The organism is Pantanalinema rosaneae CENA516, from assembly GCF_050753385.1.
In the GTDB taxonomy this organism is placed as follows: Bacteria; Cyanobacteriota; Cyanobacteriia; order Leptolyngbyales; family Leptolyngbyaceae; genus Pantanalinema; species Pantanalinema rosaneae.
The window spans coordinates 92,893-105,044 of record NZ_JBLZFZ010000001.1 but is presented as its reverse complement, the minus strand read 5'-3'; the positions used below and the strand labels follow the sequence as shown (position 1 = coordinate 105,044).

The window sequence follows — 12,152 nt, the reverse complement described above, 5'->3', positions numbered from 1 at the left end:
TAGTCAAGGTAGTTTCACCCAGGACGGATGAGGCTGTAATCTACTGGTTTACGGGGATGCCATTCTTAATTGTGCCTGCCATGATCAGGATAGTTAGATGACCTGCTCACCCCCTGGCTTAGAACTATGAAACAAATTCTCGTGATTGAAGATGAAGCCTGTTTACGAGAGAACCTGACCGAACTATTAGAAATAGAGAATTTTCAGGTGATCTGCGCTGAAAATGGCCAGCAAGGGGTTGAATTGGCACAGACTTATCCAGTCGATCTCGTCCTCTGTGACATCATGATGCCAGAATTAGATGGATATGGGGTGCTACACCAAATTCGATCGCTCCCCGGCTTGGTCACAACTCCCTTCATTTTTCTCACGGCTAAGGCAGGTAAACCAGATATCCGTCATGGCATGGAACTGGGGGCAAGTGATTATCTAACCAAGCCTTTTACCCACGCTGAGCTAATCAACACGATTAAAACTCGTCTAGAAACACAGACTACGGTTGAACAACACTATCAACAAAAACTAGAAGATTTACGAGGGCATCTCTCGACATATTTACCCCATGAATTACTAACGCCATTAAATAGTATTTGTGGATTATCAAGTTATTTAACAACATACGCGGCTAAGCTGGAAACGGCAGAGGTCGCTGAAATTGGTAGCTTGATTTCTAAATCAGCATGGCGACTGGAGCGAACAATCCAGAATTCATTACTATACGCCAAATTACGGCTGGATGCTCAGAATCAAGAAAGCCTTTTGGCTTATCAGAATATGAGTTGCAATTATTCTGAAAGTGTTATTGCTAGTGCTGCAATGAAGGTGGCTCAACGGGTCGATCGCAATGTTGATTTAAGCTTGCAACGCAGTATTAGTCCTATCCTGATTTCTGATACTAATTTAGAAAAAATTGTTGAAGAATTAGTGGATAATGCTTGTAAATTCTCCAGATCAGGGATGCTAATTCATCTTGTGAGCGAATTTCAGCAGGATCGATTTATTCTAGAGGTAATCGATCAAGGGCGAGGGATGACATCTGCCCAAATTGCCGATATAGGAGCCTATATTCAGTTTGAACGTAAGTTTTATGAACAACAGGGATCTGGCTTGGGGCTAGTCATTGTTCGGCAGATTACGGAATTACATCATGGCAAGCTAGACATTACCAGTACGCCCACAGGAACCATTGTTCGGATTGAACTTCCTGTAAAAGAAAAGTAATTAGTCAGCAAAATGATAGGACAAACAAGATGCATGAAGTAGAGGCAGAGCCTGATCAACAATTACTCAATGCCTCTCAGGAACAGGGGGATCAGCCTACTTTAGAGGAACTTCAAGCCCAGTTTGATGCAACATTTGACCAAACAGCGGTTGGGTTAGCCCATATTGCGCTCGATGGTCAATTCCTCCGAGTCAACCAGAAACTCTGTGAGATCCTGGGTTATACTCACTATGAGTTGCTAACGAAGCGAATTCAAGAAGTTACCCATCTTTATACGGTAGAAATAGATGCAGAACTGCTACAGCAACTGCTGAAACTGGAAATTCGTACCTACTCGATCGAAAAACAATATGTGAAGCGAACGGGTTCAATTATTTGGGGTAAGCTAACAGTTTCGTTGGTATTGCATGAGAATAAACAGCCTCACTACTTTGTTGCTGTTATTGAAGATATTAGTGAACGCAAGCGCACAGAGGCTTCTTTATTACGTTACAGCCAACGAGTGTTGGGACTTCATGCGATCGAACAAGCTATTCTAGCTAAACGATCACCTCAGGAGATTGCTCAGACCTCTCTCTGCCATTTGCGCCAGTTAATTCCTTGCCAGCAAGCAATGGTGCTGCTATTTGATTTCCAGATCGATGAAGCTCGGGTGATTTCTAGTGCGGCTGATGGAGAACTGTTATTTCCAGAGGATACAGTGTTTCCTTTAGATAGAATATTCAATTCGGATGAATTGCATATTAATCGGTTTCGCCATATCTCTGATTTAACTCACTTGGCGATGCCCTGTCTACTTTCGCAACGCTTAATTTCAGGGGGAATGCGTTCTTCGTTAGCGATTCCGTTGTTTGTCCAAGCAACGACGATCGGGGAACTACTGGTGGTAGATGCTCGAACAATGGCGTTTAACTCAGATCATGTGAGTATTGCCTGTGAAATTGCCGATCACTTGGCGATCGCCATTCAGAATACTCGGTTGTTTGAGCAGGTTCGTAGCGATCGGGAACGGTTACAGAATCTCTCAGCCCGTTTGCTAGAGGCGCAGGAGACGGAACGCCGCTATATTGCCCACGAGTTACATGATGAAATTGGACAAGCGTTGACAGCGATCAAAATTAATTTACAAATCCTTCAACATTCGCTGAATGAAGGTGATCAGTCTCCTCGAATCGATGACAGCATTGCCATTGTGGATAATGCTCTTCAGCAGGTACGCCATCTATCGTTGGATTTACGACCATCATTACTAGATGATTTGGGGCTTCAGGCCGCTTTACGCTGGTATATCGATCGGCAAATAGAGCGTACAGGCATCTGTATTGATTTTCAATGTCTTGTGGAACTAAGCCTATCCCAAACGATCGGGACAACCTGCTTCCGAATTGTGCAAGAAGCCCTCACGAATGTAGTCCGTCATGCTCAGGCAACCTCTGTAACTATCATCTTGCAACAACAAGAGAGATCACTCCACCTGCTGATTCAGGATGACGGAGTTGGCTTCGATCCTCAAACGATGAGGGAACAGACAACCCGTGGTCACAGTTTAGGGCTATTAGGCATGGAAGAACGGGCTCTATTGGTAGATGGAAAGATTACTATTACGTCTGTTCCGGATCAGGGCACAGAAATTCACCTACGTCTCCCGTTGTGAACAGACTGACTTTCATCTTGAAAGGTTAATTACTGGAGTAATTGCAGCATGTCGCCCCTCCAAGTTCTAATTGTCGATAATCATGCTCTCGTTAGGGCGGGATTTCGCTCTCTTCTGCAATCCGTTAGCACGATCGAAGTGATCGCTGAGGCAGGAGATGGGCAAGAAGCATTGCGTCTGGTGGAACAATATCGCCCCAATCTCGTGTTAATGGATATTGCCATGCCTCTAATGAACGGACTGGAAGCAACAGCACAGATTACTAAAGAGTTTCCTCAAGTGCGGGTGATCATCCTATCCATGTATGCCAATCAAGAGTATATTCATCAAGCACTCAGGGCAGGGGCAAGCGGTTATGTGCTCAAGGATAGTGGCATGAGTGAACTGGAATTGGCGATACAGACGATCGCTCGGGGTGAAACTTATCTCAGCCCGAGCATTTCCAAGTATGTTCTGGCAGATTATGTCCGGCGCAGTGGCGAAGCGAATCCTCTGGAGCAGCTTACTCCGCGTCAACGTGAGATTTTGCAACTGATTGCCGCCGGAAAGTCAACTAAGGAAATTGCTGAAGAGCTGTTTATTAGTACAAAAACAGTAGAAACCCATCGGGTACAGTTGATGGAACGTTTGAATATCCGTGATATTGCTGGTTTAGTACGATATGCGATTCGTAAAGGACTCGTTGTACTGGATGAATAATATGTAAGTTCATAAAATTTTAGTTAATCAACTTAGCTTTCTTTGTGGTGCAAGTTTCTTCCTTTAAAGGAGTGCTTGTGCCATTTTGTCATTAGTGACAATAGGGATTATCAGGAATGGGAATTAAATCAGTTCAAGATTTGGGAGGGGTGGGTTTTGCCGATAGATATATCGTGGGAGGCAGATGGGTTTGCTAAACTTGCCCGTACAGTTTGCCGATTAATTAAATTTACGCTCCTAAGCATGTTCTGTAATAGATTGGTTTGCCACTGGTTAATTCAGACTTTTCCTGAGGCTAAACTCAGGTTTTTCCTGATAGCCGTTCAATCAAGCAACCGCTAGATTGTATATATGGATTCCGAACGGAGCTACAAAGTGAATCAGTCATCACAGAGCACCTCACCGGACTTCATTCGCTAGCATCTAACCGATTGAAATGAATTGAATCATCTGTTACCTGATTTTCAATTCATTCTTCCATCTCAGCTTCAATGCTGGCTTCAGATTTCAATACTCATCATCTCATTAAAGAAGGAAAGCGATCATGGTACTTCAATCAGTTCGTCGCACAATCATCATTTCTAGTTTAACCATCAGCACCGCCGCTGCCGTCATGATGGGTCTACTGGGTAATGTTCGTCCAGCCTCAGCCGGAGAAGCTGGTGCAGCCGGTTCCGCCGCTTTTACAATTGACGCTACTAGTGGCAAAGTCACAGGTGCAGCGATTTCGGCAGCGGTTGGTAAAAATGGAGCAGTTGCCGCTTCCTATAACAGCGGTTCTACGAATGCTGCCTACTCGATGGGTTCTGGCGGTAACTTGAGCGTTGGTCTTGCCAGTGGTGTTGTTACCTCAATTCAGGATACTGCTGATGCCGCACCAGGAACTGCTCAAGCCAACAACTTAGATCCGGATGCTGTGAAAACCAATGCGCCTAATGGCACTGTGGATATTGCTGGAAGTCTCTAACCCTGTAATCATCATTGCTTCGCTGAATTAATTCGTTATCACTCTCACATTTCAACTTACTAGGAGCTATTTCTCATGTCTCAGCGTTCTTTTCGTCATGCTTTAGTGGTTTCCGGTCTGGTTGCAGGAACCGCGTTTGGGATCGGTTTGTTCGGTGGTATGCGTCCGGCATCGGCGGGAGAGGCTGGTGCGGCAGGCTCGGCAGCTTTCACGATTAATGCTGGTGGGCAAGTGACAGGGGCAGCAATTTCAGCCGCTGTAGGCAGTAATAGTGCGGCGGCTGGCTCTTATAATGACGGAACTGCTAATGCAGCTTACTCGTCTGGTACAAGTGGGACGAGCACGATGACTATGACTTCGGGTGTTGTGAGCAATATGGCGACAGCTAACCCGGTTGCTACCAATCAGGCAAATACTTTGGATGCATCGGTTGTGCAAATGGATGCTGATGCGGGCACACTAAACGCAGCAGGTTCTAACTAATGGGTGCTGACTGATTCTCATTGGGGCGGATCTGCGGATCTGCCCCTTCTTGTATTGAGGGACATTCCTGACCCAACAATGGGAGCAAGCAGTCCTGTGTTACCCTTCATTTCAGGCGATTTACACTACATATCTCAGCCCGTTGCCCCAGAGATCAGGCAAGCCGATCGCAGCTTAGAGCCATCGCCACCACCCGAAAACATAGTTTTGCTTGCCGATCGAGGCTCTGGAGAATTGGATGAGAAAACGTATTCTATAATTCCAATCCCGACGCTTCAATTTTATAACCAAGCATTGCCATCTGTGACAGAGTTAGAAGCAGCGATCGATGGGCCATGGTTAGCTCCTACTTTAATTCCAGCGATCGCAGATACACCCTCAGTTTTGCAGGTACAACCAGAATTTAGTCCACAGCCACCGGTTTCAGCCGAGAGCGATTTTTTTCCCGTAACGAGTACATCGGCAGCGTCCCAATTACAGCCAGAAGCAACCGTTCAACTAGAGCGATCGCGCTCATTGGAGCCTCTGCCGGAACCAAGTGGTGGTACTGATACTTCCCCTGCAACAACTGATGCATCTTCTGCGAGCGCTAACCATGAACCAGATGATACCCCCAGGGTATCTCAGTATAAGAAGCCACCACGGGTGATTCCTGATCGAAAGGTGAATCCATTTATTACAAATATGAAGTTAAATGGGACGCTGATCAGTCACTTAACGGAATGGGAAATCACGAGTGGATATAGTTTTGGTAATAGTATTAGTTCTAACCTTAATATAAATGGCATTTATCGATTAGATAGTAAAATTATCCAAAGTTTATCTCATGATAATGTTTTTACCTCTGAACAAACGGGAACTTATCTTCAGGTTCAAACAGTTAGGCAACAACGTGAACTCACGATTTTAAGAAAAGTCCCTCAAACATTTCAGGGAATTGGGCTACAACTAACATTCTTAGGTTCCTGTGCTGGCGTGAATGATACGGCTCAATTATGTAGCTTGTCACCTACTTTAATTACCGATAGAACCAGCCTTGATCCGAAATTTTTATTTCCTACCCGTATTTTTCAGCCTGGGACTGTAGGAGAGTCTGTCTCTCCAGAAACACTATCAATTTTGGCGCAACCCGGCTTTCAATTAGGTGAGGTTGGCAAAGAGGTAGGAATTGACCTGTATTTTCCGAATATTGGAGCGCTTCCGGGTAATACCCAAACAGATGAAACCTCAGTTGTCCGGCGTGAGGTGATTGAAACAACACCAGTAACAACCATCTCGCGCATCCGGCAAATCATTAAAGCGAACCATCATCGGGCTGTGATAGGTCGGACGGTGCGGGGATTTCCCATCATTCCCGGTGATCAAAACCAGGATGTTAACCTGGTGGTGCAATTAGCGGCTGAACTTTTACCTGATGTTGAACCTCAGCTTGAAGGCACATTAGAGGCAGCGAGTACCAACATCAATAAAAATCTGTTCTTTGCAGCCAATAATGTTCGCCTGCCAGACAATAGCTTCACGATCTATCAGGCGGGTTTAGGTAGTGCCCTGCATCCCCATCACCAAGAACAAACGCTAGTGATGCCGAGTGCCAGTTTTAATAGTGTGTGGTTAGGGTTGTCTCCGGTGACGACATTCTCACAACGAGACGATCTGCTGTATCAACCAACTAGCCGAGAGCGGGTACTTGTAACGGCTGGGGGAGAGGGGGGGAGAGGATCGAATAATGCCTTTTCTTCTACCGTGAATAGTGAAACATTTTCTTCAGCCGATCTCTCTGCCTTTTATACACAAATTTACATTACATTATTTAATCGTGATGTGAATTTTGTCACTGAAACCAAAATTACTGAAATCACAAAATATTATCCCCATCTCAGTTTATCGGGTAATATTACTAGTTCGGACTCGATCTTTCGCTACTATGGTGGGGTAATTGCGGCTCCTTCGCCTAAGTTCTACATTGGTACAGACTATACTAAGTTCCTGAAAACCTGGACGTTTAATCTAGAAGCCGTACTCTATAACCGCTCTGATCAAGACTATTACAGCCATATTAGCGGTGCGATCAGCAAAACGTTTCCAATCAGTGCTAAAGCGAATGTTGTTTTATCCTCCGCCTTTAACTATGCTTTTGGTCGCGATGAAACTCAACTAGGAATTTCCCCAGTCAATTTCGCTACGATCGCAGCCAGGGCTAATTTGGGAGCGCTTTCACTGGGTGTGACTAAATTCCTTCAAGTCTTCCCTTATTCTGTCAATAACACATTAACCGCAGATATTGGAATTCAACTAGGGCAGCGAGGGCGGTTAACGGCGTTTTGGGCTCCTGGGAAGACTAGCCAGAACTATGGTGTATCCGCTCAATATCGGTTTGGGGATGGTTACAACAGTCCTACCCTGAGTTTAAGTTGGAGCCGAGAAACCTATTCAATGGGTTTGGATCAATTCGATCGCCCGTTATCTGGACAAAATAATGTATTTCTAGTGTTATTTCGCTTTGGGACTCCGGCTCGACCCTTTAGTTTACCTGCGAATAATTAATCGCTTCAGTGTGATGCCTATCGTTGACAGGGTGATGTCCGTAGGCTTGAGTGGCTGACCTACCTACGGACAAAATGACAATTAGCCGGTCACAATTCGCTTAATTTGTTGCAGCTTGGCTGGTTTGTAAGGAGCATAGCGCCACCCCAGATCGAGCCAGAGCGATCGCTTGAGTACACTCTTTTGATGGGAAAAAGTATCGAAGCTGGCTTTACCGTGGTAGCTGCCCAGACCACTTTCACCTACACCGCCGAAGGGCAATCCCAACACACCAACCTGCATGACTGTATCATTCAAACAAACCCCTCCTGATGATGTGGCTTGCAAGACATAATTTTGAGTTTGCTGGTTATTCGAGAAGAGATACAGGGCAAGAGGTTTAGGTCGTGAATTAATTTGGGCGATCGCGGTATTCAGGTCATCGTAGGTCAGGATCGGCAGAATAGGCCCAAAGATTTCCTCCTGCATAATGGCATCATCCCAGGTCACGTTGTCCAAAATCGTTGGAGCAATGTAGCGAGTTTCAGGATCAAATTGTCCACCGACGATTGGAGTCTGATCCTGGAGTAGACCAATCAGGCGATTGAAGTGGTGGGAATTAATGATTCGTCCATAATCGGAACTGGTGGCTGGATCGGCACCATAAAATACCTCAATCCATTGTTGCATTTGTTCGATTAAGGCGGGCTTAATCCGGCGATCGACGAGGAGGTAATCCGGAGCAATACAAGTCTGCCCTGCATTGATCAACTTGCCCCAAACAATGCGTTTCGCGGTGTAATCCAACCGCACATCTGCATCGACAATACAGGGACTTTTACCACCCAGTTCTAACGTGACGGGGGTTAAGTGTTGAGCCGCCGCCGCCATGACAATTTTGCCAATTGCTGTACCACCTGTGAAAAAGATATGGTCAAATTTCTCTGCTAATAATTGTTGGCTGACCCTGGCATCTCCTTCGACTACAGCAACATAACCTGGCTCAAAGGTGGATTGAATCAGGTCTGCCACTACGGTTGAGGTATGGGGGGCGTGTTCCGAGGGTTTGAGCAGGGCACAGTTACCCGCCGCGATCGCGCCAATTAGGGGTGACATCATCAATTGGAACGGGTAGTTCCAGGGGCCGATAATTAATACAACCCCTAAAGGTTCTGGTTGTACCCAGGCAGAAGCCGGAAACTGATCGATCGAGGTTGCAACCTGTCGAGGTTTGACCCAAGATTTTAACTGCTTGAGCGCCAAATTAATTTCTGCCAGCGTCGCAATCTCAAAGTAGGCTTCAAAGGCTGGTCTACCCAAATCGGCTTGGGCGGCTTGCAGAATCGCATCCTGACGATCGATAATTGCCTGCTTCAATCGCTTGAGTTGCTCCAGGCGAAATGCGATCGGTTTAGTTTGACCCGTATTGAAAAAGTGACGCTGTTGCTGAACGCGATCGGGAATAGAAGACGCGATTACCTGAGCTGTCATCATGAACCTCTAATAAGGAACTCTTAGATACCTTACTTAATCTATTCATCATTATCGCTGGTATGGCAGCATTCGGGGTTTAGGGGCTGTCTGCCCTCGAACGATCTAAGGATCCCCCAACCTGTTCAATGGCTCGAACGCTCACCGAACTATTCGAGTAATCGCAGGTATTTGACGGGTATGCCAGCAGGAATTTCTGTTTAAAGATAGGATACATTCATCCATCAAATCAAAATCTGTTGCTGAGAGCAATTGCCCATCTAACCTATAGTCTTCTGTCGGCTATGAGATTAGGGTGGCGTTTGTAAGAGATAGTTATGCTCACTTTTCATTTAATCATCAGGATAATAGATGTCTGCTCAAATGCGTTCTGAGAAGAATCCTTTACATGATGGTGTGCCAGATACAAGTGAAGTCAATCCAGAATTTGAAACACTGCTAGATTACCTCAAACACTTTCAGGGGTGTGATTTAACTGGATACAAGCGTTCTAGTCTTATGCGACGGTTTCAGCACCGGATGCAAATAATTAATATTGATACTTATCAGGGGTACTTACAACATTTACAGAGTCATTCTCAAGAATATCTGGCACTACTCAATGAAGTATTAATTAATTTTACAAGCTTCTTCCGCGATCGGGAAATTTGGAGTTATTTAGCCGCAGAAATCATTCCTCAAATTATTGCGAATAAACAACCGGATGAACCAATCCGGATTTGGAGTGCAGGTTGTGCGGCTGGGCAAGAGATTTATAGTCTACTTATCTTATTTGCTGAAGCATTAGGCTTAGAAGCATGTTCGCAGCACGTTCGGTGTTTTGCCACAGATGCTGATGCGTTGGCTTTAGCCCAGGCACGACAGGCAACTTACAGTGAGTTAGAAGTTGCTGACATTACTCCTGATCTATTGAAAAAATATTTTGTGCAAACTGAAGAAGGCTACAGCTTTCACCCCATCCTGCGTCGTACAGTGATCTTCTCACAGCATGATTTGATCCGAAATGCTCCAATCTCCAGACTGGATCTGTTGATGTGTCGTAATGTCTTGATTTATTTTAATTCAAATACTCAGACCGCCATCTTATCTCGCTTCCATTTTGCCCTTAAACCGAAGGGTTTTCTCTGTCTCGGTAAGGCCGAAACATTAGTGAAGCGTCGGCAAATTTTTACCCCCATTAGTTCCAGACATCATGTTTATACCAAAGGGCTAGAGCTAGACCTGGATGACTACCTCTCTGCAACCTCTAAATCTGATCAGCAGCCAACCAGTTTATTTTCAATACAAAGTTATTTCTGGAAAGCTGCCGTTGAAACAAGTGCTTCTGCTTATCTCGCTATTGATACGAATGGTTATTTACTCCATGTTAATGATCAGGCAAGAATCTTATTTCACTTGACGTTGGATGATTGGATCTGTCCGTTTCAAGAACTTGAACTAGCTAAGTTAATGAGTCCTAGTACATTCGTACAAGCATTAGGATCTCGGCAGAATGTTTTTGTACTGAAAAATGTTGAGTGGACAGCAGCAACAGAGATAAAATATTTTGATGTTATTATTTCACAGGTTTTTGATTGTAAACGCTGCTTGTTAGGATTAACCTTGACATTTGTTGAAATCAAGCAATGCAACCAACTTAAATCAGAGCTAGAGACTACTCGCTTAGAATTAATCAGAGTTTCTGAAACGTTAGAAAAAACAAAGTCTGAACTCAGTTTGGCTTATAGAGATCTGGAAAGTGTTCAGAAAGAACTGGATGTTTTGCATCAGGATATGTATTTTACGGGTCAACAGATACCACCTCACGATCGCGACGAGTAGGGACATAGGTGAATGGCACTGACTTAAGGACACGCTTCACTCTGATCGCCCCCTTTTCTGGTATGCCCGTAGGGCTTTCAGCCCCCAACTTTGGGGGACTTTGAGGTTCGGCTCCCCCAGAACTGGGGGTTGGGGGGCGGTTCGGATTGTTATTTTAGTGACATTCGGGCATAGGTTAGAATTTAACTATGACTACCTGAATCAGGAACTCAGGGAAAAGCCTGCTGCTTCATTCATCTAGAGAATCAAGAGATGTTCAATCATCGCAACCACCGAACCAGCCAGATTGGCGATCTTTACAGGCATGGTGATGTGTTGATCAGCCGTATTGCCAGCCTACCGATCGGGGTGCAACCACAGGACGGCACCATCCTGGCGCATGGCGAACTGACCGGACATAGTCATCGCCTTCAGCAAGCTGATGCTGTGCAACTGTGGGCACAGGGAAGCCACTTGTTTGTAGAAGTCAAAGCTGCCAGTGCCACCTTAATTCATGAAGAGCATCAGGCAATTGAATTACCGCAGGGGATTTATCGGGTTTGGCGACAACGGGAATACCGTCCTGAAGCTTACGTTGAGGTAATGGACTAATGCTCAAGATTATGTCGAATGGGCGTGTACCTCGAAGGTCAGCTAAACCACGTTCACTCGAACCGCCGCAGGTAACTGTTTCTGCCGATCGGGCTCGGCAATTGATCCTCCATCATCAGGCTTGGTCTGGGCTGCGTGTTTTGGGACATCTGGATTTGCATGGAGTAGCCGATCTCTACCAATTACCGGATCACCTGACCTGCGAAAGTCTGGATATTAGTGATTGCATTAATTTAACCAACTTGCCGCCAGGGCTGCATGTCACCTATTGGATCGAACTTGCAGGCAGTGGAATTACTCAGCTACCCGCAGGACATGGGTTTGTGCTGCGCTGGCGGGGAGTGCCGGTGAACGATCGCATTGCTTTTGAGTCGCAGTCAATCACCGGACAGGATATTCTCAATACCGAAAATGTTGAACTACGGCGGATCTTAATTGAGCGGCTGGGATACGACACCTTTTTACAGCAAGTGGGGGGAGTCGTGCGCGATCGCGATCGGGACGCTGGGGGAGAACGCCAATTAGTCTGTGTCATGTTTGAGGATGATGAACCCTTAATGATGTTAAAAGTCGTTTGTCCATCCACCGGACATACCCATGTGTTGCGCGTTCCACCGGAAATGCGGAGTTGTCGGCAAGCTGCCGCCTGGATTGCCGGATTTGACAACCCAGACGATTATCATCCCCTAATTGAGGCATAG

General features: G+C 45.6%; 10 protein-coding genes. 9 read left to right on the top strand and 1 reads right to left on the bottom strand.

Annotated features, from left to right (window positions below; translation table 11 throughout):
• Positions 1-126: 126 nt before the first annotated feature.
• The 6 genes from ACN4EK_RS00325 to ACN4EK_RS00300 all read left to right on the top strand — a co-directional run bounded on the left by ACN4EK_RS00325 (position 127) and on the right by ACN4EK_RS00300 (position 7,569).
• Positions 127-1,221: a hybrid sensor histidine kinase/response regulator gene (locus ACN4EK_RS00325; protein ID WP_431655324.1), complete on the top strand. Its 1,095-nt coding sequence runs from the start codon at positions 127-129 to the stop codon at positions 1,219-1,221.
• Positions 1,222-1,250: 29 nt separating this feature from the next.
• Positions 1,251-2,876 carry a GAF domain-containing sensor histidine kinase gene (locus tag ACN4EK_RS00320; protein WP_431655323.1) on the top strand — a complete coding sequence of 542 codons (1,626 nt, stop codon included), beginning with the start codon at positions 1,251-1,253 and terminating at the stop codon, positions 2,874-2,876.
• Between the two features lie 48 nt (positions 2,877-2,924).
• Positions 2,925-3,575, top strand: a complete 651-nt coding sequence (locus ACN4EK_RS00315) for a response regulator (protein ID WP_431655322.1) — start codon at positions 2,925-2,927, stop codon at positions 3,573-3,575.
• A gap of 544 nt (positions 3,576-4,119) precedes the next feature.
• Positions 4,120-4,542 carry a hypothetical protein gene (locus ACN4EK_RS00310; protein WP_431655321.1) on the top strand — a complete coding sequence of 141 codons (423 nt, stop codon included), beginning with the start codon at positions 4,120-4,122 and terminating at the stop codon, positions 4,540-4,542.
• A 75-nt stretch (positions 4,543-4,617) separates the two neighbouring features.
• Entirely contained in the window at positions 4,618-5,025 is a 408-nt protein-coding gene (locus ACN4EK_RS00305; RefSeq protein WP_431655320.1) for a hypothetical protein, read from the top strand.
• A gap of 78 nt (positions 5,026-5,103) precedes the next feature.
• Entirely contained in the window at positions 5,104-7,569 is a 2,466-nt protein-coding gene (locus ACN4EK_RS00300) for a hypothetical protein (RefSeq protein ID WP_431655319.1), read from the top strand.
• Positions 7,570-7,650: 81 nt separating this feature from the next.
• Here ACN4EK_RS00300 and ACN4EK_RS00295 read toward each other — a convergent pair whose 3' ends face one another.
• Positions 7,651-9,039 (bottom strand): aldehyde dehydrogenase, encoded by a 1,389-nt coding sequence (locus tag ACN4EK_RS00295; RefSeq protein WP_431655318.1) that lies wholly within the window; start codon positions 9,037-9,039, stop codon positions 7,651-7,653.
• Between the two features lie 351 nt (positions 9,040-9,390).
• Between ACN4EK_RS00295 and ACN4EK_RS00290 the strand changes: the two genes are divergently transcribed.
• From ACN4EK_RS00290 to ACN4EK_RS00280, 3 genes are all read left to right on the top strand, one after another.
• Positions 9,391-10,860, top strand: a complete 1,470-nt coding sequence (locus tag ACN4EK_RS00290) for a CheR family methyltransferase (RefSeq protein WP_431655317.1) — start codon at positions 9,391-9,393, stop codon at positions 10,858-10,860.
• 252 nt (positions 10,861-11,112) lie between these two features.
• On the top strand, positions 11,113-11,451 hold the full coding sequence (locus ACN4EK_RS00285) for a hypothetical protein (RefSeq protein ID WP_431655316.1): 339 nt from the start codon (positions 11,113-11,115) through the stop codon (positions 11,449-11,451).
• Entirely contained in the window at positions 11,451-12,152 is a 702-nt protein-coding gene (locus ACN4EK_RS00280; RefSeq protein ID WP_431655315.1) for a DUF6745 domain-containing protein, read from the top strand. Before ACN4EK_RS00285 ends, ACN4EK_RS00280 begins: the two co-directional genes overlap by 1 nt.

Excerpts from the sequence above, each read along its gene's own strand:
- ACN4EK_RS00325 (WP_431655324.1), top strand. The coding sequence starts at position 127 with ATGAAACAAATTCTCGTGATTGAAGATGAAGCCTGTTTACGAGAGAAC.
- ACN4EK_RS00320 (WP_431655323.1), top strand. The coding sequence starts at position 1,251 with ATGCATGAAGTAGAGGCAGAGCCTGATCAACAATTACTCAATGCCTCT.
- ACN4EK_RS00315 (WP_431655322.1), top strand. The coding sequence starts at position 2,925 with ATGTCGCCCCTCCAAGTTCTAATTGTCGATAATCATGCTCTCGTTAGG.
- ACN4EK_RS00310 (WP_431655321.1), top strand. The coding sequence starts at position 4,120 with ATGGTACTTCAATCAGTTCGTCGCACAATCATCATTTCTAGTTTAACC.
- ACN4EK_RS00305 (WP_431655320.1), top strand. The coding sequence starts at position 4,618 with ATGTCTCAGCGTTCTTTTCGTCATGCTTTAGTGGTTTCCGGTCTGGTT.
- ACN4EK_RS00300 (WP_431655319.1), top strand. The coding sequence starts at position 5,104 with ATGGGAGCAAGCAGTCCTGTGTTACCCTTCATTTCAGGCGATTTACAC.
- ACN4EK_RS00295 (WP_431655318.1), bottom strand. The coding sequence starts at position 9,039 with ATGACAGCTCAGGTAATCGCGTCTTCTATTCCCGATCGCGTTCAGCAA.
- ACN4EK_RS00290 (WP_431655317.1), top strand. The coding sequence starts at position 9,391 with ATGTCTGCTCAAATGCGTTCTGAGAAGAATCCTTTACATGATGGTGTG.
- ACN4EK_RS00285 (WP_431655316.1), top strand. The coding sequence starts at position 11,113 with ATGTTCAATCATCGCAACCACCGAACCAGCCAGATTGGCGATCTTTAC.
- ACN4EK_RS00280 (WP_431655315.1), top strand. The coding sequence starts at position 11,451 with ATGCTCAAGATTATGTCGAATGGGCGTGTACCTCGAAGGTCAGCTAAA.